General features: G+C 66.1%; 22 protein-coding genes and 1 pseudogene. 16 read left to right on the top strand and 7 right to left on the bottom strand.

What is annotated here, in order from left to right:
* Positions 1-10 precede the first annotated feature (10 nt).
* The 3 genes from ACFWZ2_RS38545 to ACFWZ2_RS38535 all read left to right on the top strand — a co-directional run bounded on the left by ACFWZ2_RS38545 (position 11) and on the right by ACFWZ2_RS38535 (position 2,701).
* Positions 11-664 (top strand): response regulator transcription factor, encoded by a 654-nt coding sequence (locus ACFWZ2_RS38545; RefSeq protein ID WP_384553963.1) that lies wholly within the window; start codon positions 11-13, stop codon positions 662-664.
* Positions 661-1,851 carry a sensor histidine kinase gene (locus ACFWZ2_RS38540; protein ID WP_384553961.1) on the top strand — a complete coding sequence of 397 codons (1,191 nt, stop codon included), beginning with the start codon at positions 661-663 and terminating at the stop codon, positions 1,849-1,851. The genes ACFWZ2_RS38545 and ACFWZ2_RS38540 overlap by 4 nt, the downstream gene beginning before the upstream one ends.
* 379 nt (positions 1,852-2,230) lie before the next feature.
* The gene (locus ACFWZ2_RS38535; protein ID WP_384553959.1) at positions 2,231-2,701 is read left to right on the top strand and encodes a hypothetical protein; all 471 of its coding nucleotides are present in this window, start codon (positions 2,231-2,233) and stop codon (positions 2,699-2,701) included.
* A 2,023-nt stretch (positions 2,702-4,724) separates the two neighbouring features.
* Here the strand turns inward: ACFWZ2_RS38535 and ACFWZ2_RS38530 are convergent.
* From ACFWZ2_RS38530 to ACFWZ2_RS38515, 4 genes are all read right to left on the bottom strand, one after another.
* On the bottom strand, positions 4,725-5,741 hold the full coding sequence (locus tag ACFWZ2_RS38530; RefSeq protein ID WP_384553957.1) for a hypothetical protein: 1,017 nt from the start codon (positions 5,739-5,741) through the stop codon (positions 4,725-4,727).
* Between the two features lie 230 nt (positions 5,742-5,971).
* Entirely contained in the window at positions 5,972-6,925 is a 954-nt protein-coding gene (locus tag ACFWZ2_RS38525; RefSeq protein WP_384553955.1) for a hypothetical protein, read from the bottom strand.
* A gap of 208 nt (positions 6,926-7,133) precedes the next feature.
* Positions 7,134-7,910 carry an IS630 family transposase gene (locus ACFWZ2_RS38520; RefSeq protein ID WP_384553953.1) on the bottom strand — a complete coding sequence of 259 codons (777 nt, stop codon included), beginning with the start codon at positions 7,908-7,910 and terminating at the stop codon, positions 7,134-7,136.
* Positions 7,911-9,071: 1,161 nt separating this feature from the next.
* Entirely contained in the window at positions 9,072-9,407 is a 336-nt protein-coding gene (locus tag ACFWZ2_RS38515) for a hypothetical protein (protein WP_384553951.1), read from the bottom strand.
* Between the two features lie 726 nt (positions 9,408-10,133).
* Here ACFWZ2_RS38515 and ACFWZ2_RS38510 point away from each other — a divergent pair.
* Positions 10,134-10,688 (top strand): ubiquinol-cytochrome c reductase iron-sulfur subunit, encoded by a 555-nt coding sequence (locus tag ACFWZ2_RS38510; RefSeq protein WP_384553949.1) that lies wholly within the window; start codon positions 10,134-10,136, stop codon positions 10,686-10,688.
* 193 nt (positions 10,689-10,881) lie between these two features.
* A complete protein-coding gene (locus ACFWZ2_RS38505) occupies positions 10,882-13,218 on the top strand; it encodes a galactose oxidase-like domain-containing protein (protein ID WP_384553947.1) in 2,337 nt (778 codons plus the stop codon).
* Between the two features lie 106 nt (positions 13,219-13,324).
* Here the strand turns inward: ACFWZ2_RS38505 and ACFWZ2_RS38500 are convergent, their stop codons facing one another.
* The gene (locus ACFWZ2_RS38500; RefSeq protein WP_384553945.1) at positions 13,325-14,179 is read right to left on the bottom strand and encodes a helix-turn-helix transcriptional regulator; all 855 of its coding nucleotides are present in this window, start codon (positions 14,177-14,179) and stop codon (positions 13,325-13,327) included.
* Between the two features lie 222 nt (positions 14,180-14,401).
* Here ACFWZ2_RS38500 and ACFWZ2_RS38495 point away from each other — a divergent pair, with 222 nt between their 5' ends.
* The 5 genes from ACFWZ2_RS38495 to ACFWZ2_RS38475 all read left to right on the top strand — a co-directional run bounded on the left by ACFWZ2_RS38495 (position 14,402) and on the right by ACFWZ2_RS38475 (position 16,816).
* Positions 14,402-14,932 carry an RpiB/LacA/LacB family sugar-phosphate isomerase gene (locus ACFWZ2_RS38495; RefSeq protein WP_384553943.1) on the top strand — a complete coding sequence of 177 codons (531 nt, stop codon included), beginning with the start codon at positions 14,402-14,404 and terminating at the stop codon, positions 14,930-14,932.
* 71 nt (positions 14,933-15,003) lie between these two features.
* Complete coding sequence (locus ACFWZ2_RS38490) at positions 15,004-15,576, top strand: DJ-1/PfpI family protein (protein ID WP_384553941.1); 573 nt, start codon at positions 15,004-15,006, stop codon at positions 15,574-15,576.
* Positions 15,576-15,782: a DUF2180 family protein gene (locus ACFWZ2_RS38485; protein WP_384553939.1), complete on the top strand. Its 207-nt coding sequence runs from the start codon at positions 15,576-15,578 to the stop codon at positions 15,780-15,782. Before ACFWZ2_RS38490 ends, ACFWZ2_RS38485 begins: the two co-directional genes overlap by 1 nt.
* Positions 15,783-15,822: 40 nt before the next feature.
* A complete protein-coding gene (locus ACFWZ2_RS38480; RefSeq protein ID WP_384553937.1) occupies positions 15,823-16,155 on the top strand; it encodes a putative quinol monooxygenase in 333 nt (110 codons plus the stop codon).
* Positions 16,148-16,816 (top strand): MBL fold metallo-hydrolase, encoded by a 669-nt coding sequence (locus ACFWZ2_RS38475; protein ID WP_384553935.1) that lies wholly within the window; start codon positions 16,148-16,150, stop codon positions 16,814-16,816. The genes ACFWZ2_RS38480 and ACFWZ2_RS38475 overlap by 8 nt, the downstream gene beginning before the upstream one ends.
* Positions 16,817-16,868: 52 nt before the next feature.
* Here the strand turns inward: ACFWZ2_RS38475 and ACFWZ2_RS38470 are convergent.
* Positions 16,869-17,009: pseudogene (locus tag ACFWZ2_RS38470) on the bottom strand (4-hydroxy-3-methylbut-2-enyl diphosphate reductase); the annotation flags it as partial.
* Between the two features lie 47 nt (positions 17,010-17,056).
* Positions 17,057-18,319, bottom strand: coding sequence for an IS110 family transposase (locus ACFWZ2_RS38465; protein WP_384553933.1), 1,263 nt, complete (start codon positions 18,317-18,319; stop codon positions 17,057-17,059).
* A 465-nt stretch (positions 18,320-18,784) separates the two neighbouring features.
* Between ACFWZ2_RS38465 and ACFWZ2_RS38460 the strand changes: the two genes are divergently transcribed.
* From ACFWZ2_RS38460 to ACFWZ2_RS38435, 6 genes are all read left to right on the top strand, one after another.
* Entirely contained in the window at positions 18,785-19,294 is a 510-nt protein-coding gene (locus tag ACFWZ2_RS38460) for a hypothetical protein (protein ID WP_384553931.1), read from the top strand.
* Positions 19,267-20,286: a transposase gene (locus ACFWZ2_RS38455; RefSeq protein ID WP_384553929.1), complete on the top strand. Its 1,020-nt coding sequence runs from the start codon at positions 19,267-19,269 to the stop codon at positions 20,284-20,286. Before ACFWZ2_RS38460 ends, ACFWZ2_RS38455 begins: the two co-directional genes overlap by 28 nt.
* A gap of 521 nt (positions 20,287-20,807) precedes the next feature.
* Entirely contained in the window at positions 20,808-21,440 is a 633-nt protein-coding gene (locus ACFWZ2_RS38450; protein WP_384553927.1) for a hypothetical protein, read from the top strand.
* A 60-nt stretch (positions 21,441-21,500) separates the two neighbouring features.
* On the top strand, positions 21,501-21,860 hold the full coding sequence (locus ACFWZ2_RS38445) for a hypothetical protein (RefSeq protein WP_384553925.1): 360 nt from the start codon (positions 21,501-21,503) through the stop codon (positions 21,858-21,860).
* A 126-nt stretch (positions 21,861-21,986) separates the two neighbouring features.
* The gene (locus tag ACFWZ2_RS38440) at positions 21,987-22,841 is read left to right on the top strand and encodes a hypothetical protein (RefSeq protein ID WP_384553923.1); all 855 of its coding nucleotides are present in this window, start codon (positions 21,987-21,989) and stop codon (positions 22,839-22,841) included.
* Positions 22,842-22,961: 120 nt separating this feature from the next.
* Positions 22,962-23,384, top strand: a complete 423-nt coding sequence (locus tag ACFWZ2_RS38435) for a DUF6409 family protein (RefSeq protein WP_384553921.1) — start codon at positions 22,962-22,964, stop codon at positions 23,382-23,384.
* Positions 23,385-23,542: the final 158 nt, after the last annotated feature.

Here is a 23,542-nt window from a genome sequence, read left to right as displayed (position 1 = left end):
CGGGATACGGGTGCGGGTACTGATCGTCGAGGACGAACACGAACTGGCCGAGACCCTCGCCGAGGGACTGCGCGAGGAGGGCATGGTCTGCGCTATCGCGCACGACGGCGCCCGCGCCCTGGAAATGACCGCCGCCACCGACTACGACGTCCTCGTCCTGGACCGCGAACTGCCCACGGTCAGCGGGGACGCGGTCTGCCGCACCCTCAACACCACCGGCCACCCGGCCCGCATCCTCATGCTCACCGCCGCCGGCACCCTCACCGACCTCGTCGACGGCCTGGCCCTGGGCGCAGACGACTACCTGGCCAAACCCTTCTCCTACCTCGAACTGGTCGCCCGGCTGCGCGCCCTGAAACGACGCACCACGAACAATGCCCCCACCGTGCTCACCCGCCACGGTGTGCGGCTGGACACCGTACGCCGCCAGGCCGAACGCGACGGACGACCCCTGCGGCTGACACCGAAGGAACTCGGCGTCCTGGAAATCCTGATGACCGCCGACGGGGCCCCCGTCACCGCCCGCAACCTCCTCGACGAGCTCTGGGACCCCCATCACGACCCGGCCACCACCACCGTCAAAGTCACCGTGCACCACCTGCGCCGCAAACTCGGCGATCCGCCGCTGATCGAAACCGACCCCGGCTTCGGCTACCGCCTATGACGGCGGCCAAGCGAGCCCGCGTACTGGGGCACACCCTCCGTGCCCGCCTGATGTGGCTGAACACCGCCGTCTTCGCCACCGCGGGCTGTGCGATGCTCGCCCTGAACTGGATCAGCGTCCGCCAGCTCATCCAGACACACCGCGACCAGATCGTCCGGCCCCCCAGCCCCGACCAAATCCCCGAGGGCGCCAGCACCCCCTCGACCGCCGCAGTCACCGACACCCAGTACCAGGACTTCACCGGCGACATCCTGGCCGCCCTGCTCACCCGCTCGGCGCTGCTGCTGGCCGGCGGCACCCTGCTCGCCGCGCTGCTGTGCTGGTGGGCCGCCCGCCGCTCTCTGCACCGCATCGGCCACGTCACCGCAGCCGCCCGCCGCATCAACGACGGCAACCTCCACGACCGCGTCGCCCTGACCGGCCCGGCCGACGAAATCCACGAGCTGAGCGACGCGCTGGACGCCATGCTCGACCGCCTCGACCGCTCCTTCGCCAGCCAGCGCCGCTTCACCGCCCACGCCTCCCACGAGCTGCGCACCCCCCTCACCCTCCAGCGCTCCGCCCTGGAGATCCCGCTGTCCCAGGGCAAAGTGCCCGCCCACCTCGAGCCCGCCGTCCACCGTGCGCTGGAGGCCGCCGCCCGCAGCGAGCGCCTGATCGCCGCCCTCCTCACCCTCGCCCGCGGCGAAAGCGGCACCCTCGTCCGCCAGCACACCGATCTCGCGAAGCTGGCCGGCGACGCGGTACGGGACCTGCTGGCCAAGACCAGCACACCGCAGGTGACCGTCCGCACCGGCCTGGGGCCAGCGCCCCTGATGGGCGACCCCACACTGCTGGAGCAGCTCGTACGGAACCTGGTCAGCAACGCCATCCGCCACAACCACCCCCAAGGCACCGTCCACATCTCCACCCGTACCGCCGACGGAGGTGCGGCCGTCATCGAGGTCGGCAACACGGGCCCGGTCATCACCGACGACGAACTGCCCGCCCTCTTTGAGCCCTTCCGCCGCGGCAGTCACGTCTCCGCCGACGCGCGGCGCAAGGGCTCCGGGCTCGGCCTGAGCGTGGCGCGCGCCATCACCGACGCCCACCGCGGAACCCTCCACGCCCAGGCCCGCCCGGCAGGAGGACTGACGGTCCGCGTAGAACTGCCGGGACCGGACAGCACGCATAGCGGCAGCGGATGAGGCGACCGGCAGCGGAGTTCCCCGCACAGCAGCCGGTTGCACGGCCGCCGCCGGCGCCGCAGAACCCGCTCTCCGCACCGCCCCGCGCTCCGACCGCAGCCCCGCCCCCGCCGCCGCAGACCGTCTGCGGACCTGTTGAGCAGGCACTTCTGGAGGCGGCAGACGAGCCGGATACACACGTACGAACTCCCCTCCGCCGAGGCAGGAACAGCCGGCCGCGCCCCGCCCCCCTGCCATCCCGAAGCGCCAGGGCCGTGACCTCCCGCACGGGATCCACGAGCCCATGGAGGTGGCCGTGTCTATCCGGAAGTGGTAGCCGCGACAGGGGGCGGCGCTCTTAGCCTGGGATTAAGGACCCAGTTTGCGATGGAATAAGGGAATGAGCCATGAGGCACGCGCCGTCGACATCACCGGACGCCTCGGAATATGCGTTCTGCACAAATCAGACTGCTTCAATGGATGGTCCTTTGGAGGGGCACTGGGTTTCTCGGGGAAGGGTGGCTCACTAGGCTTCGAGGGCTCCTACTCCTACAGCGTCTCCAACACCGAAGAGTACGGCATATCAGGCAACTTCGGGCAGACAGGGGAAATTCCTGCACGGCACTGGGGGCGGTTCGACATACACGAGATAACCGGCGTCTACGACGGACACCTATTCCTTTCCCTCAGGTGGTGCCCTCGGGACAACGCAGGGTGGGCATTCCACACCGTCAATAGAAAAATTTCCAAAACAACCTCACGCCTTATCATCTTCCCCGTGCATGCGGCTGTCGTCAAACCCCCAGGGGCACACTCCGGATACATCCGTTTCCTTCGCGCATGGGAGAACGGCACCCCGGCTCCGGATTGATTAACGGCGCGGCCAGAAGAAGGTTCCTGCAACCCCGAAATCGGCACAAGAGGGGCGAGGGTGATGAGCGATATTATTGATCCGGGTGTCAAGAAGGTAAAAGGAAGAAGCTCAAGCGGCGCAAGCATTTCGCTGACGAAGCAGCGGCCCTGGAAGACCTGAAGGACGCAGTCACACCGGATCAAAAACCGCACCCGGGCAACCGCTTAATGACGCATTCAATCCCAAGAGGGGGCTCGCACAGCGGACACCATGTAATCGATGGCTTGGGGGGATCGAGGTCAAGCACGCCAGCGCCGGAAGGCAGAGGACCGGCAATCCTGTCACCGTCCCCTATCACCTTGACGGTCTTCCGGATAGAACGCACTCCCGGCGGCACCGGCGACCGATCCAGCGGAAGCCGAGTGGTCCAGCGCCTCAGGATCGACGGACCGGAAGCACCACGGCTGGCGCCCCTCCTCGGCCCCGACATACCGCCCCCGCCGGCCTTCACCAGCCGGGCAACCTGGCACAGACCGCAGGATCCGAAGGCTGTCCCAACATCACTCCCTGCCGCCACGCCTGACCCGAGTACGCCCCGCACACAACGAAGGACACCCGCCCATGAGAACGGTCACCACCTGCGCGGCCCTTGCCACCACGGGGCTGCTCTTCACTGGTGCCGCCACCCAGGAAGCACTCGCATGGACCGCCATCCCGACCGCCACCACCAAGACGTTCTCCACCGCCAACCCCAAAGCAAAGGTCATAAGCATAGAATATGCTATGCCCGGATTCAGTGAGCCTTTCGGGGAGATATCCCGTGAAATGACCTTGTATCGTGGCATAGGAGTCAAGAATGAGGGCGATGTTCCACTAGCTTCCATACGCCTGGAGGTTATCGGCCCCGACGGATGGCGGCCGCGAGTCACGAATGCCGATTGGGGGGAAATGTGCTGCCCAGGCTATCATAATGGCTGGGTTGGCATAAAATTCCCTGGCCCTGCGCCCCGCGACTACCGGGCTGGCGAATTCCAACTCAAGGCGACGGGAACACCGGAACGATCACACTGGACGGGGAGCAGCCAGGCGCCTCTGGGCGAGATCAAGGCACCCTCCAGGAAAGATGACGTCCCTGCCCCTTCCGATACCCCCACCGCCGAGGGGCCGGGTACACCGACGGAGACTCCCGCCCCGCCACCCACACCCACCCCGCCACCGTCGCAGCCAGTACGTCCCACTCCTGCGGAGCGGCCAGCGAGGGAAACGGAAGTGTCATCCCTGTGAGGGCTCTGTCGCGAATGCGGTGGTAACGGAGGAAAAAGTCATCCAAGGGAGACGCCCCGATCAACTACCCGAAGAACAAAACCAGTCGATGCATAAGATCCTCCGCGAGAACTGGCCCGGCACCACCCACCGGTGCGCCCGGCACCGAAGCGGCGATCCGCCGAGCGAAGGTCTCTCGCTGGATCGGGTTGTCGGCCACTCTCTATCGCGCGAACCGGATGGACCCGGTGATCACGATGCGGTGCGGCCCGGTCCGCCACGAGATCGACGACGCCGGCATGCCTCAACTCACCTGCCCCACAGGCAACGTGACGGCGCCGGCACCGCTCCCAGCCACCGCAGTAGTCTCTCCCGGCCGGGCACGCTGTTCTCAACCTCACCGGCCCAGCGCAGCCTCTCCAGCACGGGATGCGTGGATATGACACAGACGGGCACGAACAATCCCTTCGACCACGTGAGCTTCGACAACCCACATGATCAAGGCGTTCATGCCCGCCCACCGCTACCGCTACGACTTTGCCGGGGCCCTGGCGTCGTACGACCGTCGCTTCCCACCCATGACCCTCAACTTCCCCTTCAGTCACACCTCCCCGCTACGAGGGGAAGCTCACTACACCGTAGGCGGCCATCAAGTGGATCCGCTATACCTACGAGCTCGCCGCGCCGCCCCTGTTCCGGGACGGCGCGAACAGTGTCGAACGGGCCGTACGGCGTTACCAAGTTGAAGAGATCAATTCTGCAGCTCCTCGTCATGTGCTCAGGAGTCGTTTAGCACGTCCGCCTTCGTCTGGCTCCATTTCAGGCCCGAGTCATCAGATTGCAGATTGGGGGCTGGAGGTCGTTCCATCAGGCGCCAGTCATCTTGCGCAGGCCCGCCTCCCTGACTCCAGTCCACATCGTCTCCGTCAGCAAAGATAACGCGGCCGTCCACAGGGGACTTCAATGCGTAGAAGGTCTTATTTTTCTTCGGAACAGCCCACTTCGCCATCCCGTTGGTTTGAGGTTCCTTGACGAGGTGCTCCGAGAGAGCCCAATCGTCAGCAGTGCGCCAGCAACCCGTACCTACGCGGACGATCGGAAGCATGGCTGCCCCTACTCCCCCGTCCCGCCACTCATAGACTGTCTTCTTATCGAGGTGGATCGTCCCTCTTGGGCAATTAAGGTATCCTGGCTGAGGGAGCATATAGTCATGCTCGATCCAGGTCGCGCCATTCGGACCCCCGCCCCTGCCCCAATCGAGATAGTCACCATCAATGAATGTATGCTCTTCTAGCTCTTTCATCACCTGTTCATTCCAGTGTTCCTTGGCGAACTTCGCAATCGACGGGCTCTCTTCCATCGCATCTTGGAGGGAGATCCTGTAGAAGTGCTTGAGCCTCACCGACTTCGCGAAACCTGAGTCCCCCGGGGTGAAAATCCAAGATTCACTCAATTCGCTAGGCTTATCCGCGGTGGAAATTTTCGAGTGCTCTTTTTCGAACCTTCCGACGAATACTTCATCTTCTGCACTGGGCAGGCAGCGCGGGGAGAGCAGTGGCCCAGTAGGGGCCATCGTGCGCACACCATGTTTTCCTTCATAAAAGAAACTGAGTCTGACTCGCCGCACCAAGCTTTCCTTCAAAGGTAGACGCCCATGCCCGCTGCAATCAAATTCATCTGCGGAGGGTTGGTGGTTGGGAGTGACGGGGGAAGCCGCGGCCGGTGCTGAGAGTGTGAACAGGATTCCGGCAGCCAAGGCGGCGGCGACGCCGAAGTCGCGGTGGGTGGTTGTCATGTTGTCGGTCCTCCTCTTGTGGATTCGGTTCATGTCATTGGTGATGCAGCATGTTGCGATTCTGCCGCCGGGTCTTCCCGTCCGTGGATACCGGGTGCGGCAGCAGGGCGCGCCCGCAGTCTGGGGCCCGCATGAACCGTGTACTGCAGAACAGAGCGTGGGCAGGGGCCTGTCGGCTTCGTGGCCCAGATCGCCCGCTCGCTAACCCCCGGCCAGTGTGAGTACGGTCATCAGCTCAACTGCGTTGTCCTCCACTCGTCTTGAGGCCCGCCTCCTCTTTTCCCGAAATAGACCTGATCCTTCCTGACGTAAAAGTTGTACCTCCCCGTGCCCTTCGGCAAATCCGTCGGCGTTTCAATTCGATAGAAGGTCATATCCTTCGCGCCGCCGAGGGGAGATGCGGAGAGTCTCCACCAGTACCCTCCTCCAGCGTAAGGCTTCTCGATGAAGTCGTCGCGCATGATGACATCATCCTTGCTTTTCACGCACTCATCTGCCTTGTACTCGCCGCCGTATGGGAACATTCCGGCATTGGCCCCACCCCCCATCCACCTGTATTTTTGGGTTCCTGTAGAAACCGGAATTTCCCCCTTACGGCAAATAACCTTCTTCTTCTCCTCCTCTTTCTTGGGCGGGTACGGGGTGGGCTCTGCGTTCTCGATGAACTTCCAATGATCCTTAGGTCCGCCCCCCTTGCTCCAGTCGGCATCGTTACCGTCGAGGTAAAGTACCCCACCTCGCTTCCGGAGCGCGGATTCCTTGAGAAGGCGTGACCGCGATAGGTCGATCCGATAGAAGTGCTTGAGCCTAAGGCTTCCTGCCTTCCCTGTCCTCTTGAGTGCCCATGCTGGGCGAGGATTACTCTCATCTGGATCCATCGACGCGCGACGCTGGGCGAAACTGTTGATGAGCATAGTGTCGTCTAGAGGTGCGCACGCGGGATAGTAGAGCGGGAAGCCGAGCGCCGAGGGCACCATCCCGATGAATTCGCCACGATAGTCAACCCATTCATAGAGCCTGAAACGAGGCTCCCTGGTTGAAAAGGACCTTAGGTGAACAGACCCCTTGGGGCACATGTCGTCGCCGTCATTACGGGACGGCCCTGCTTCTGAAACTCCAGTCGCTGAACCCAAGATCCCTGCAACGAGAATAGCTGTCGCCAGAATGCGATGCAGTCGATTCATGACATGCCCCTGTCGTGCTTGAGTGGTTCATCTGCGCCTGCGTGCCCTCTCGGCTTTGCAAGTTGCTCTAAATTCCAACTTACGGGCGTAAGTGGTGCATTCCAGCCGTCGAGGGTGATGTCGAAAAAGTACCTGCTCCCCGCTGGGGTGTCGCGGAAGCGAATGGCGTGTTGCGGGTCTGACACAAAAATGACGTGACGTTGCCTGCTCAGGCGGGGATGGGTTCGAAGCGGACGGCGAGCCAGGCCCGGACGGCCTTGCTGCGGTGGACGGGGTGCCGGTCGGCGATCACGTGGACCTTGCGTCCGGCCTGGCGGGCGAGCCGGTCCAGGAAGGCGGTGAACACCTTCTCGGTGAACTTCTCGGTGAACACGGTGAAGTACAGGGTGCCGCGCGAGCCGATCGCGGACATGATGTTCACCCGGAAGCGATGCCCATTGACCCGCACGATGGGAGTCTGGCCCTTCGGAGCCCAAGAACGTCCCGGCGGAGCGGTGTCGGAGCGCAGTCCGCACTGGTCCGCCCAGGCCACCACCGCGTTCTCCGCCTTGGCCCCGGCCGCGATCGCGGGGTACTCGTCCCGCAGCCAGGCCGTCACCTTCGCCTGGTCCTGGCGGTAGGAGCGGCGGTCGGGCCGCTGGGGAGAGAAGCCGTGCCGGCGCAGCCACTTGCCCACCCCGCGCTCGGTCATCACCATCCCAGTAACCATCCGCACCAGCTCCGCCACCAGCGGCCGCGTCCACAACGGGCCGCCGATCAACAGCTGTTCGGGCGTGTAGTCGGCCATCGCCTGGAACAGCACCGCCCGCTCCTCCTCGCCGATCAGCTCGTGCGGTCCGGGGCGACGAGTCCGCTTCACGGCCAGCGCCTCACGCCCTCCGGCCTGGTAGGCACGCCACCAGCTGCCCACCGACCGCTCCGCGACCTGGAACACCTCCGCCGCCTGCCGGTACGAACCCACCGCACCGGACTCCAACGCAGCCACCACCCGCAACCGCACCACTTCCCGCCCCGCCGGTGCCACCCGCCGCAGATCCCCAGAGCCAGCCACACCCCACCAACGAGGAAGGCAACTCAACAGTTCCGCCTCAATAACTCTCTCATTCTTCCTCGCCTCCATTCTCAAGGTTCTCTATCTTGTGAGCCCTCCATCGATCCCAGAGAGAAAGAGTGGAATGCTTAATGGGAACCACCTCGCCCAAATTGGGTGTCGCGGCAGTTAGTCTGGCTCTGACGCTCTGCGGGACGGGGGCCGCCGAGGCGCTCGAAGCTTCGGGCCGCCCCGTTCCAGGGATGGTGACTGCCAGGACTTGGCAGTACATTCGCACTGCGCCCACCAAGGCATCCGCGTCGCTGGGCAGCTATCCGTACCGCGCCCGCGTCCAGCTCGCCTGCAAGGTGCGAGGGCAGAAAGTGGGCGGGAATTACATCTGGTATCGGCTGGCCAATCGCACGGGCTGGATGAGCGCTCGCCATCTCAAGAATAACGGCTTTGTTCCCTTTTGCAACCCGATCTCCATCGGAGGGCTCACAGGGCTGAAGGGGGACCGCGGCCCTAAGGGGGAGAAGGGTGACAAGGGAGACAGGGGCGAGAAAGGCGAGAAGGGTGACAGAGGTGAGCGGGGGAGACCGGGTGCCACGGTAATGTCTGAGGGAAGTGGCCCTAAGGGTGAGAAAGGCGAGAAGGGGGATACCGGTGCGCGTGGTCCTGCCGGAGCCGCAGGACCAAAGGGTGACAAGGGCGACAAGGGCGACCGAGGGCCTGCCGGGCCGCTTCGGTACACGTGGAGCGCCGAGTACACCGTGCCGTCAGGCGGCGGTGCGACAACCCTGGATGGCCCCGAGTGCCCGTCCGGATACGGGATTTCCTCCGGTGGCTCGTACCGGCCGAACCTCGGCGCGACAATCGAAGTCTTTGACAGCTACGCCAAGGACGATACGAACCGCTGGCGGATCCGTCTGCGCAATAACGGGTCCGCTGAGCAGAGGATCCAAATCCAGTCCATCTGTGTACCCCTCGGCTCGTAAGGGTGCAGGGCCGGCTCTTCACACGTGAGCCCTGTGCTCCTCCGTCTACTCGGACGGAGGAGCACAGGGCTGCGGGACGGACCCCAGGCCGATCCCGCCCGGCTCCCATGTGGCGTGGCTACTTGCGGACTGCCGCCGCTGTCACTTCCGTCTTGGCCTCGGCCACACCGCAGTGCACCTCCCGGCCGACGGTGACGCAGCCGCCGTTCGGCTGCTCCGTGACGCTGTACGTGTACGTGGCGGTCTGCACGGAGTCGCTGCCGGAGGCGCAACGCGGCGCCGACAACTTGGAGAAGGCGCCAGGCTCCCGAGACCAGTTGATGTGGTAATCGGTGCCGGGACCGTTGGAGAAGCGGTATGGACTGGTCCCGGTTGCCGGCGCGGCGGGTTGGTCGGACTTCACTGTGACGTTGTCGTGCGTGAACTCGATGGTTGCCTTCTGTGCCGCGCCCACCGCGCCGGCCGTGGTGGGGGGTGTGAAGGACGCGTCGTACGTCGTGGCGCCTTCTGGGTTGATCCAGCCCGCCAGGTCGCGGCCGCACGAGACGGCGGCTGAGGCCGGCGTGCCAGGCTCCGCGGCTTGGGCATGGGCAGGCCATCACGGTGAGAACGGTGAACGCTGTGACGGTCAAGCCGTAAAGGGCACGCATAGGGATGACTCCTCGAGGTCGGGGCGGGGCTGTCGTGAAGCCCACCGTCCCCATCCTTCTAGCCGTAACGGTGCGGCGGATCCGTGGAGGCACGTCGGTGTGTGCCCCGTCCATAACGATTACTACGGCATTCGGCGAAAGTGCCCGGGAGGTCTCGGTGCACGGTCGGCCGCAAGCGATGGGTGCTTTGTCTTGGACCGTCCTGCCTATAGCTGACGCTCTCTCAACTCCCGGGGCGTTGAGCTGGAGCCCCTTCCCAGGGCCATGTCCAGGACATGGATGGAACTCTCCTCCGCGGGTAGCCGTCGCGACCGCCGGGCTGCACAGGTTGCGTACGCAGCGCGACGGGGGCGTGCCTGGGCTTCTCCTTGCAGCTTCTTGCCAGATATTTCTGGCGTACCCAAGAATTCCATCCTGTGGCTGCCAATTCCCCTACGAGAGGGGAGGTGTGAATCCTCTTGCTTCGTGCGCAGGTTTGCAGAGGAGAGGGCTCTGGGTGCGGTCACGTGCTCGTCGCCATATGGTGAACTATGCACTGGCGGATTCCCATGTGCTCCCGGGAAAAATGGAGATATGCGCCTAGGGTGGGAGGCATGAATACCAGCGATGAGTTCTCCCGGCGTATTTTGCTGCGCGGGGCAACCGTGAGTGTGTTGGGGACCTCTCTCCTAGCCGTGGCTCCCCCCTGTATCGGTGCACCGTTCGACAACGGAGATGCTCCGGGGCCAGTGGACTTGGGTCCTGCTGACGCCGTACCGGTGGGTGGAGGCAAGATCTACCGGAAGCAGCGCGTGGTGGTGTCCCGGTCGGCCGAGGGGGACTACCGCGCGTACCAAGCGGTGTGCACCCATGCCGGATGCACCCTGGACAAGGTCGAACGCCAGGTGGGGGTCTGCCCGTGCCACGGAAGCCACTTCGACGTGATGACGGGGAAGGTGCTGCGGGGCCCGGCGGCCGAACCGCTGCCGCCTGTTCCTCTGTGGGTTTCTGGCGGCAGGCTCATGACGTGCTCCGAGTCGGCAGACCGGGAAGAGCCGGAGGGCAGCAGGATTTTCACCGGACCAGTGCTATCTCCGGACACGTAATTCCTGGGATAGCCGGAGGTGTCATTTCAGCATTCTCCCTTGACTGATAGCGCGATGTTCCGACCGGCGTTAGAGCGCTCGCGAGCCAACTCTCCAAGTTCCTGGCGTGTTGGGGTCATTGCCATATGCAGCTGTGCGAAAGATGAATTAGCACCTGAATGGCGAAAACCCATAGGAACGAAGGAGTCTTGCTATGGCACAGTCCCGGATCAGGGACGGTCACGACCACCCCGACCGGCGCGCCGTGCTGGGCGGTGCGGCTGCCGTCGCCGCCGGCGGTGCCCTCATGGGCATGGGCGGCGGCACTGGCTTCGCTGCGCAGCGGACAGGTCGAGCGATCGCCGATGGGCACGACGTGGGCGTCGTGGACATCTCCTCGGCGGGAGAGCCGCGCAGCACGCCCCGACCGTGGGTGAGCATGCGACTCGACGGCGAGGGCAAGGGGGAGGCAGTGCCGCTGCGGCTGCGTGCTCCCCAGCACCGTACGGCGTCGACCCGGGTGACGGTGACCAGCACGACGGGACGCACGGTCGTCTCCTCCACCGGTGAGCGCGCAGGCAGATCGGGCGCTTCCCGATCGTTGACGGTGCCGCCCGGCGCGGAGCTCGACGTCTGGGTTACGCCGCTGCGAGCGGGCGACCCCATGGAGCCCGCCGACACCCTGCTCGTCACCACGCCCGACGGGCAGGTAAAGGTCGACGCCTATGTCGAGCCGTCGCTCGGCGAGTGGCGTAAGGCCGGACCCAACAACGCCAAGCTCGACCTCGACATCGTCGCCATCCACGCCGTACAACTGCGTCAGGGAGATCACACTGAGGTCGCCATGTGGTCCCTGCCCAGGCTCAAGGACAAGAACGGCAAACCGCTTCCGCACCCGACCCACAAGGGCCAGTGGCAGTGGGACCTGTTCGGCCTGGGCGACTCGGAGGCGGCGGCGCTGGACGTCGAGACCCTCAAGACCCGCAAGCGGGACCTGACTCCGGACAAGGACGGCAAGCGCCCGAACATCTTCTGCTCGGCCGGATGCGCCCTGCCCGACGGCCGGATGCTGGTCGCCGGCGGGCACATTGGCCACAATGCCGGCGAAGGGCACCTGACCAAAGAGGCGTACGGCGTCTACATCTACGACCCGGCCAAGACCGACGAGCCATGGACGAAGGTCGGCGGGATGAAGCTGGCCCGCTGGTATCCGACGGTCACCAACTTGCCGGACGGCCGTGTGCTGATCTCCACCGGCAGCCAGTCCGTGCTCCTGGGCGACCACAACGACCACATCACCGAGGGCGGCAAGGGGAAGTACGGCTACTTCAGCTCGATCAACAACCAGTACGACGTCTTCGACCCGGCGACCAACAAGCTCGAACCCTTCGACGAGGACGCGTTCCTGGTCGACATCGACCAGATCCCGGACCGGGACCTGGACGACATGGAGCGCCGCAAGCAGCTCTCCACCTACCCCGGCGTGTACGTATTGCCCAAGGGGGACGCAGATGCCTATCTCGCCATCGTCGAATCCAACCGAGGCTGGCTGACCACCCTCGACACGAGGAACAAGAGCAAGCCGGTGGCGCGGGCGGAGGCCATGTACACCATGGCCACCAAGGGCTCGCGCACCTATCCCCACTACGGGTCCTCAGTCCTGCTGCCCTTCCATGCCAACGAGAGGGGCGCGCAGTCAAAGCTGAGCATCCTCGCCGTCGGAGGTCAGCAGGAGAACAACGACAAGCACCGCGAGCTGGACGAGGACGGCGACGCGACCGCGACCGCGGAGGTCTTCGAGGTCGACACCGCCAAGGGCCTGAAGGAACAGCAGGGCTGGCAGCACACGAGCGTGCCGATGAACAGCCCGCGGGTACTCTGCGATGCGACGCTGCTCGCCGACGGCAAGGTCCTGATCAGCGGCGGCACGCCCAAGGGCTGGGGCAACTTGAACTGGGCGCCGCACAAGAACTGGGAGCCCATCTACCAGTCCGAGATCTACGACCCGGAGACCAAGTACTTCACCTGGGCGGCGAGGGCGGCCACCGACCGGCGCTACCACTCCACCGCCCTGCTCCAGCCGGACGGCACGGTGCTGAAGGCCGGCAGCACCGGGGGCTTCAACCTGGACGTCTACAAGGACGGCCCCTACAAGGGGCAGTACAAGTACTTCCTCTCCCACACGGATGCTGAGCGGTACTACCCCCCGTACCTGTTCCGAGGGCCACGTCCGGCCCTCCAGGGCGCTCCTCAGGTCATGAAGTACGGGCAGAGCGTCAACCTGAACTACACGGGCCACACGACCCACGACAAGATCCGGGTGGCGCTCATCCGGCTGGGCGCCATGACACACGGCAACAACATGAGTCAGCGCTATGTCTGGTTGCAGACGACGGGAGGCGCGCCGGCGGCCGATTCGGCCAACCACCATCTGGTGAAGGTCGCCGTGCCGAAGAACCCGGCGGTGGCGCCGCCCGGTGACTACATGCTGGTGGTGGTCAGCGACAACGGCGTGCCGTCAGAGGCGAAGATCGTCACCGTCAAGAAGTAGGGGCACCCCGCTCCTCCCGGCCGTGCGGGCGCCTGTCTGCGCGGCCGGAGCGTACTTTCGGTGGTGGCCGGTGCGAACCCTCAGCACGGCCCGTCACTCCCACCCCCTACTCTCTCCCCTCGGTTTTCGCTCGTGCGGCCAGCTCGCGCAGGCCGCGAGCGGCAGAGGACCCTGATTCAGCGACGTAGACGGTCAGGGCCTGGTCGGGGTCGTCAGGGATGCGGAACGTTTCGAAGGACAGGTCAAGTGGGCCGACGAGCGGGTGGTAGAGCGGCTTGTCGCCATGGGTTTCGTCTCGGACGGTGTGGTCGGCCCACATGCGCCGGAAATCCTCACTTGCGGTGGAGAGTTCGGAGATGAGCTCCGTCAGGACCGTGTCGCCCGGGTGTCGCCCCGCGTCCACCCGCAGGAAGGCAACGGTGTCGTCGGCCTTCTTCTGCCAGTTGACGTAGCGCTGCCGTGCCGTTTCGTCGAGAAACGTGAGACGCGCCAGATTTCGGTCCTCTTCCGACAGGATCGGGAAATCCGCGATGAGAATGCGGGCCAGGTCGTTCCAGGCGAGGATCTGGAGACGGCGACCCACCACGTAGGCGGGCGCGTTCTCCAAGGTGTCCAAGATGCGCTGCAGGCCGGGGCGGACCTGTTGCTCGCCGGTAGGCGGATGTGCCGGGTGCAGGGTGTGGCCCGGGTGTACCAGAGAGTGCAAGTGCTGTCGCTCGGTCTCACCCAGTTGCAGTGCCTGAGCGATGGCGTCCAGAATTTCGGCCGATACCTTGCCGCCGCGTCCCTGCTCCAGACGTACGTAATAGTCCACGCTCACACCGGCCAGGTGGGCCAGCTCCTCTCGGCGCAGACCGGGAACCCTGCGACGGCCTCCATGCTCCTGCAGGCCCACGTCCTGCGGGCGTACCCGCGCACGCCGCGTCCGCAAGAACTCACGCAACTCTGATCGACGATCCATGGTGCCGATTATGCCGCGCATTGAAGGTGGTACTGGGAGACCTAGGAGCGTGAAACCCATGAATTGGGAAACCTGGTCTTCGGCCACCGAGGGGAAAAGGAGGCACGCCTACGAGCTTGTCCATCATGACGCCCTTCCCGCACAGTGGAGTCATCGCCGGGCCGGAACAGGAAAAGTCGGCGAGGACAAAGATTTGTCATCTAATTCAGTGAAGGGAAAATCATGAGCGACCAGCTGCGCATTGTTATCGGAAGCGACTTCCGAGGGTTCGACTACAAGGAAGCCATCAAGGAATTCCTGCTGAACGACCCCCGGGTTGCGTCCGTCCAGGACGTCGGCGTCACCAAGGACACCAACACCGGCTACCCGCACATCGCCGTGGACGCCGCCGAGATCGTCGCCGACGGCGAGGCCGACCGCGCTCTGCTGATCTGCGGCACCGGGCTCGGCATGGCCATCAGCGCGGGCCTGGTCCCCGGCATCCGCGCCGTCACCGTCAACGACGCCTACCAGGTCGAGGGCTCAGTCCTCCTCAACAACGCCCAGGTCATGACCCTGGGACAGATGAGCGTCAGCCTCCACCACGCCCTCGCCCTGGTCGACCAGTGGCTCGGCCTGCACTACGACCCCACCTCCGAGTGGGCGCCGCTGATGGACGCAATGGTCGACTACGAGGCCGAGTACGCCCAGAAGGCAGGGGGCCAGGCCGACCCGCGCCAGGCCGCCGTCTCCTGCGGGACGCCCGGCGCCTGACACCAGCCCGCGTTTGAACCGGCCCCGTATCAGGGCTCGGAACCTCCGAAACCCAAGGAAAGTGACCCCCTATGCCCACCCCGAAGATCCTCATCCTCGCCGGTGACGCCACCGAGGACCTCGAGCTGTTCTACGGCCTGCAGCGCCTCAGCGAAGAGGGCTATCAGGTCACCATCGCCGCCCCGGTCGTGAAGAAGCTGAAGTTCGTCTCTCATGACTTCGACGGCACCTACCAGGGCACGTACACCGAGTTCCCGGGCAAGTCCTGGCCCGCTGACATCGCCTTCGCCGACGTCGACCCGGACGACTACGCCGGTCTGTATCTCCCCGGCGGCCGCGCGCCCGAACACCTCCGCCACGACGCCGACTTCCAGCGCGTCGTCAAGGCATTCTTCGCCTCAGACAAGCCCGTGGCCCATACCTGCCACGCCGCCATAGCGCTGGCACCGCTCGGTGTCCTCAAGGGGCGTACGACGACCACGTTCCCGCAGGTCGCTCCGGAGGTCGAACTCGGCGGCGGCACCTTCGTCGACGACGCTCCCGTCGTCGACGGGAACCTTGTCGGCGTGCGCGACTGGTCGGAGAACGGCCCGTTGTTCCGCGAGTTCCTCAAGCTCCTGCGACAGAGCGCTCCGGTCGCCTGATGGAGTGCTTCGACTGCTCCGAGCAGGGCCACCGAGCCGCCTCGGTCGCGATCTGCCAGGACTGCGGAGCAGCGCTGTGCGGGGAGCACGTGACGGCAGTGGAGCACCTGCCGCACCGTGTCGCGGGGATGGGGCGGGCCACACCACCCGCCCCGGCCCGCCGCATGACCTGTCACACCTGCCGCCGAGCCCGTCGCCTCGCTTGACCTCTCCCCCTTCAACTCCCATGTATCGAAAGGCAGTTACATGATCTTCATCACCGTCAAGTTCACCGTCCGTCCCGAGCGCAGCGAGGGCTGGCTCGATCTCGTGGACGGCTTCACCCAGGCCACCCGGCAGGAGCCCGGCAACCTCTTCTTCGAGTGGTCGCGCAGTGTAGAGAACCCGCACGAGTTCGTGCTCGTCGAGGCGTTCCGCGATGGCGACGCGGGCCGGGAGCACGTGGAGTCCGCGCACTTCAGGACTGCCATGGACGACATGTCGTACGCGGTGGCCACGACCCCGCAGATTGTCTCCACCGAGATCCCGGACATGCACGGCTGGGGCGCGATGGGCGAGGTCACTCCGCGCCATGCCTGAGGACCTCTACGGCAGGGGAGCAGTCACGGTCGGCGGCCCGGCGGCTGTGCGTGAACTGGCGGATCTGACTGTGGTCAAGGTCGCGGTCGGGTCGATGGACAACAACGCCTACGTGCTGCGCTGTCGGGCCACGGACGAGCAGCTCCTGATCGACGCGGCGAACGAGCCGCGGACGCTGCTGAACCTCATCGGGGGCGACGGCATCACGGCCGTCGTCACCACCCACCAGCACGGCGACCACTGGCAGGGCCTCGCGGAGGTCGTCGCGGCGACGGGCGCGCGCACGTACGCCGGGCGCGAGGACGTCGAGGGCATCCCGGTGCCGACGGACGTGGCGGTCGACGACGGGGACACGATCGAGTTCGGCCGGATCACGCTCACCGCCCGCCACCTGGTGGGCCACACCCCCGGTTCGATCGCGCTCGTCTACGACGACCCGCACGGTCACCCGCACGTCTTCACCGGCGACTGCCTCTTCCCCGGAGGAGTCGGCAACACCTGGAAGGACCCGGAGAAGTTCGCGAGCCTCATCGAGGACGTGGAGACGAAGATCTTCGGGACGCTGCCGGACGAGACGTGGGTCTACCCCGGGCACGGCGGCGACACGACGCTGGGCGCCGAGCGCCCGCACCTGCCGGAGTGGCGCGCACGCGGCTGGTGAACCGCGCCTCACCTCGCCCCGGGTACGGACTCCGTGGAGTCTCAAGTGAGGTGAGCTCGCGGGGGAGCGCGAAGTGCTGGCTTTCGTGTGTGGCCACATCGAAGCCCCACTGAAGAACCTCGTCGACCAGGACCTCGGGGATGGAGGCGCCGGACGTGACACCCATGGTGGTCACGTCAGCCGACCAGGTGTCCGCGTAAACTCGTGTTCCTGACACGAAAGACTCAGCAAGTGTGCTGGTCAGGCAGCAGTGGTGGGTTCGAACCGGATCATGAGTCCGAGGCTGTTGGCCTCCTTCACCATGCGGTGCATGGCGCGTTCGGGGTTGCGCTGGGCCCAGTAGTCGACGCCGAGTTCGCGGTAGGGGACCTGGTCGTGGAGGACGTACCAGATCGCGATCGCGAGCTTGTGCATGACCGCGACCATGGCTCGTTTGCCTCCCCGGCGGGCGGAGAGGCGCCGGAAGTACGTGGACAGATAGGTCCGCTTGTTTCTGATCGCGGCCATGGCCGCGACGCCCAGGACTCGCTTGAGGTTGCCGTTGCCCGGCCGGGTCCGTCCCGACTTGTTCACGCCCGCGGACTCGTTCTGCCCCGGGCAGACACCGATCCACGAGGCCAGATGCTGGGCGGTGGGAAACTGGCTCATGTCGCCGCCGGTCTCGGCGAGGATGATTTCCGCGGCCATCCGGCCGACCCCTGGGATCGTGTCCAGGAGGTCGAGGTCCTCGCCTCGTCCGCTCAGCGCTTGCGCGATGCGTGCGTCGAAGGCGGAGACGACGGCCCTGCTCCGGTCGATCTGGTCGAGGTAGTGGCGGACCATGAACGCGTGATGGTCGGTGAAGTCGCCGTCCAGCGCCTCCGCCAGGGCAGGGATCTTGGCGCGGGCCTTGCCGACGGCCAGGTCGGCCAGGTGCTCGGGGGAACGTTCTCCGGCGATCAGGGCCTCCAGGATGGCCCGTCCGCTCACTCCGGTCACATCGGTCAGCACCGAGGTGAGCTTGATCCCGGTGTCCTCCAGTTCCTTCTCGAGCCGCTGGGCCTCCCAGTCGGCGGCACGGACCAGTTCGGTGCGCCGCCGGGTCAGATCGCGTAGTTCGCGCACCGCACGGTCGGGGACGAAGGAAGCCATCACCATGCCGGAGGCGCCGGCCCGGGCCAGGAAGGCCGCGTCGCTTGGATCGCTCTTGCGCCCCCGGATCCCCTTGAGGTGGGCGGGGTTGACCAGCATCAGGTTCAGCTGGGGCTGCAACAGGTAGTAGACGCCGCGCCAGTAGTCGGCAGTCGCCTCCATGACCACCACCTCGACCTCGCGCTCCGTCAACCAGGCCAGAAGTCGGCGGAGTTCCGCTCGTGTGGTGCCGAACCGCTCGGTCTCCAGACTCCACGTCCCCGCACGCCGCGTGCTGGGGGTGCGCACGCAGGCCAGCAGGAACCGCTTGCCCAGGTCCACTCCCGCGGACCGCAGATGAATGACCTCGTCCTTGACATCCTGCCGACTCACGACACCCTCCCGAACACCTCGGCGGATCTGTTCAGCGAATGTCCCGGGGAGTCATGGGAAGAATCGGAATCTGACACGCGTGCTCCCGGACGGCACAACGGCCGCCATGGCGACAAACCGTGGTCCCCTGGCTGACCCCCGCACCATCCTGGCAAACGAGCTCACCGGCATCGCAGCACCTTCGGTGTGACCGGGACACCCACCACGACTTTCCCGCACTCGAGGTGATCAGCACAGCCATCCGCGTTCCTGGCAAGAATTTCGTAGCCGAAGATCAGGGCGAGGTCCTGGCTGTCGGGATACAGGTCAGCGGGCATCCTCTCGTTGTGTGTCAACGAACTGTGTGATCTGTTACCGCACTTGACGTCGGTGGCCGTCGTCTCGGTGGACACCACGGGCCCCATCGTGGCCATCCAGGCCCGCACCCACGACGCTGTATCCGCGTGCTGTACGGGTTGTGGTGTCATGAGCGACTGGATCCACAGCCGCTATCTGCGCCACCTTGACGATACTGCTCTCGGTGGCCGGCCTGTCCGCATCGATTTGAGCGTGCGGCGCTTGTACTGCGGGAACCCGGCCTGCGCGAAGGTCACCTTCGCCGAGCAGGTCGACGGACTGACGGTGCGCTACCAACGCCGCACTCCGCTGCTGCAGCACCTGGTGGAGACTCTCGGCATTCTCCTGGCCGGCCGCGGTGGTGCACGCCTGCTGTGCATCCTGAACACGGCGCTGTCGCGCACGAGCGTCCTGTTTCACCTGATGAGAGTGCCGCTGCCGCCCGCTGTCATACCTCGCGTGCTGGGCGTGGACGATTTCGCTCTGTACGCGGGCAGGTACGGCACCCTGTTGGTCGACGTCGGCACCCGGCTCCCGATCACCCTGTGGGAGGGTCGAGACGCCGAGACGCTCAGCACCTGGCTCGGCGAGCATCCTGGAGTGCAGATCGTGTGCCGGGACGGCTCTCCCTGCTATTAGACGGCGCCCGCGAAGGTGCCCCGGAAGCGGCCCACTGTGCTGATCGGTGGCATGTCTGGCACAACCTGGGTGAGGCTGTCGAGCGCCTGGTCAACCAGCACCGGGCCGCGTTGCGCGATGCCGTCGCCAAGGATCCTGCCGAAGAAGTCGATCAGAACCAGCAGTCCGGGCAGTCGACGGACGAGGTGCCGCGCAAAGTACCGGAGGGGCGTTTCACCAACCGGGCCCGTGACACACACGCCGCGGTCCAGGCGGAACTGGCTCATGGACATAGCCTCCGGGAGATCGCCCGTCGGCTGCGGATGACCCGCAAGACGGTTACCAAGTACGCGCGGGCCGCCACGCCTGAGTCCCTCTTCCGTGACCAGTGGCAGAACCGCGCCACCATCCTCGACCCCTTCAAGCCCTACCTCTGTCAGCGGTGGAGCGAAGGCTGCACCAAGGCAAACCGGCTCTACGACGAGATCAAAGAGCGTGGCTTCAAGGGCAGTTACAGCACCGTCTGCCACTTCCTCGTCCCACTACGCGAAGGCAGCCGACCGCCGACTCCGTTGCCGCCGTCCCCGCGCACGGCGACCCGATGGATCATGAGTCACCCCGACCACCTGCACGAAGAAAATCACCAGTACCTCAAGAGACTCCTGGAACTGTCCCCGGAGCTGGCCTCCGCCTCCGCCCACGTCCGCGCGTTCGCGACCTTGATGGACCAGCGTGACGGCGCCCGGCTCCCAGATTGGATCGCCGCAGCCCGCGCCGACCCTGCCTGCAGCCTGAGCTCCTTCGCCACCGGCCTCGAAACCGACCAAGATGCTGTGGTCTACGGGCTGAGCACCAAGTGGAGTTCCGGGCCGGTCGAGGGCAGAGTCAACGACCTCAAGACCCTCAAGCGAGCCATGTTCGGCCGCGCCGGCCTCCCGCTCCTGCGCAAGAGACTGCTGTTGATCGCCGCGAGTCGTCGACCACTCACCGTGACCGGGGCGACGACATCGTGATCGTCTTCACGGAATGCGTGCCTGCCCCCAAACAAGTGCGTATAGACAGGCGAACAGCTCCGTTGGGTGTCGGCGAGAGCGAACAGCCTGCCTCCGGCGGGTCCTCCTCGGAGGGGGCGGGGGCTGGTCGGTCGGGTGCGGGAACGTTGTGGTGCGGGTGGTGAAGGCGGGGTTCCCTCCTCGGCCGGACACCCCAAGGGGCGTACCAGGAACCCGGACACGGCGTCCAGGCCGGGCCGCTTCGCGGTCGCTTCGCGAGCCAGGACACCGCGCCCGGAACCCTGGTACGGCGGAGCTGTCCGACCGAGGAGGGAACCCCGCCCAGGCCCGTTGTGGCCGGGCCCGGCCGAGCGGGTGCGGGTCGACGAGGGCGGAAAAGGAGCAGGTCAGAGCCCACGGAAGGGTTGCGCCACCCCTTAGAACGTGGTTTAATTAGTGATGTCGGAAGGGGAGGGCAACCCCCAACCGGCGAACGGCGGGCCGACCGGCCGCCGACGCCCACTCTCACCAGGAGACGGACGATGAACACGCCTCTCACCGTCGCGGAGCTGTCCCACCCGATCGCCCTCGAACTCGGCGGGAACTGGCGACCGCAGCCCGCGCGCCACGGCATCCAGGAACTGGACCACGCCGCCACGTTCACGCACCTGGACGGCCGACAGCTCCACCTGTCCGAGCGGTTCGACGACCCCGGGCACCTGCACATCCGGGGCGCATTCCCCACCACCGACTACCCGTTCCGCAGGGGCGAGCGCGACACGGTCCGATTCGCCATGAGCGAGGACCCGGCGGACATCGCGGCCGGGATCGCCGCCGATCTCATCCCCGCGCACCGTGACGTTCACGAGCGCGTGAAGGAACACAACCGCGCACAGGCCGAAATGCGCCGGGACGTTGAGGAAGCCGCACGCGATCTCTCCGCCCGACTCCCCGGAGCGCGAACCCGAATCGACGGCACAACCGCCTTTGTCTACATGGATCTTGATCCGGGCGAAGTCCGTATCGGACTCGACGGCGACGCTGTGAGTCTCGTACTCAACGACGCCCCCCGGATCATCGCCGACGCCGTCGTATTCGCGGTGAGCCGATTCCTTCCCCACGTCCAAACCCCCGAGGGGGAGCGCGGCGAATACGTCGACGGATACACCCTCTAATTCCCTGCGCGTTGTGGCGGCGCGCTGCCCAGCGCGCCGCCCTCCCCAGAAAGGCCCAGGTTGAGCGCCGACGTATTCACGATCGAACCGCAATGGATCGTGCAGGCCCCGCACCTACGGTGCACCCTCAAGCGCGCCCTTGCGCTCCAGTCCGCACACAACGTGTGGTCCGGTACCGAGCACATCAACAACGCCGTTGGGATGGCCTACGGTAATGAACTCCCGGATTCCGGCCGATGGGAACTCACCCGCTCCCAACTCCGCACACTCAAAATCGCCATTGAATGGCGCAGGGCCACGCGTGCGGCCAGCGACAAGCGGACCGCCCCCGATGTCCTCGAACGCTGGACACGAATAGAGGACGAGGTCATAGCCGCATACCGCGCCGCGAGCAACGAAGCAGGGCTGTACTGGATTTAGAAGGTTGCCGATCACCCAAGAACATGGTTTAATTAGTGGTGCCGGAAGGGGGAGGGTAACCCCCCGACCGGCACCCCGAGGGCCAGTCGGCCCCGGATGCCCATCTCTCACCAGGAGGACCGCGACATGCCCCGTAAGCCGAAGATGACCGACGAAGAGCGCCGGGCCTACTCCGCCAAGATGCGCGGTGAACTCGAAGCCGTCATGGATCGTGCGTACGGCGCGATGGTCAGCAGCGAAGACTTCTGGACCGCCGTCATGCGCACGGCCGCGAACCTCACCCACGCGGACCGCGACGACCGCAGCCCCACCAACTGCATTGCCGTCGCCGCCCAGCACCCCAACGCCACCCACATACTCAGCTCCGGCGACTGGCGGAAGGTCGGACGCTTCCCCGCCAAGGGCTCCACCTCGCTCCGTATCTGGACGCCGATCAAGCGGCGGCCCGAGGGCGGCCAGGAGGCCACGACCGCAGTCGCCGACGGCGGGCAGCGAGAGGCCGCCGACGAGGCCGCCGGGGGTGAGGCGCGCAAGGTGTCCGGCTTCAAGGCCGGGCCGGTTTTCGACATCAGCCAGACCGACGGCGACGCCTACGAGCCGTCCACGCCCGCGCGGTTCACCGTCGAAGAAGTCTGGGCCGCCATCTCCGGGGCCGACGGCATACCCGACGCCGACGGGGAGTGCGACTATGCCGTCCGGCTCCACCTCTACAACGCGGCGCTTCAGCGCATCAGCGAACTTGACGCCCCCGTTTACGGGCAGCGCGAAGCGGAAGTTGCGTCCGCCGCCCACGTCGCCGCGCTCATCCTCGGAATCACTCCGGGCCCCGCCGTCATGCCGCCGCTCGCGGGCATCATCACCGACGGCAAGAAGCCCCCGGTTCACGAGTCCGCCGTACGGGCCATCGAGACCGGCCGCGCCATCGCAAGCACCGTCCGGGCCGCCGCCGAGCGCCGCCGCGAATTTGCCGTGACCGGTTGACCCGAACCCAAGAACATGGTTTAATTAATGGTGTCGGAAGGGGGAGGGCAACCCCCCGACCGACACCCCCGCCGGGGCCGACCGGCCCCGGCGGAACCTCTCACCAGACAGGGATACGACATGCTCACCACCGACCAGAAGCCCACCGTCCAGGACTTCCCCACCGCGACGCTCGTGATCGCCGGACCCTGGTTCCGTGGCCACCAGCTCGACACCCGCCCCGCCGTCGTCGTCGGCCCGTTCGGCGGGCCGGAGTTCGCGGACGAGGCCACCATGTCCGTGGTCTGGTACTTCACCCTCGGTGCCCCGCAGCCGGGCGACTCGGTCCAGGCGATGTTCCCGCACGAGCTGACCCCGCTGGACGACACGCTCACCACGATGCACCAGGACACGTTCCGCGACATCGTCCGCAGCCTGCGCCGGGGCCGGTTCGCCTACGACGACGGGGACGCGCTCCGCGCCGCCGTCCGCCGGGCATGGCGCGAGCGGACCGGCCTTGCCGACGCCGACCCGACCGCCCGCCACACGCTCCACCGCAGCTGACACCCAGCCTCGCCGGTCTGGGGGAGGGCAACCCTCCGGACCGGCAGGCCCCCAGCACCCCAGCGGACACCCCTTCGGGGCGGCAGGACAGGTCCGGTCCGGTGCCCGGCGGGGGGCCCCGCCCCCCCCCGCGGGGGCGGCCCCCCCCCGCGGGGCCC

It is taken from the genome of Streptomyces sp. NPDC059002, from assembly GCF_042740435.1.
In the GTDB taxonomy this organism is placed as follows: domain Bacteria; phylum Actinomycetota; class Actinomycetes; order Streptomycetales; family Streptomycetaceae; genus Streptomyces.
Note: the sequence above shows the minus strand (reverse complement) of the source record. Positions and strands in the feature narration are given on the sequence as shown.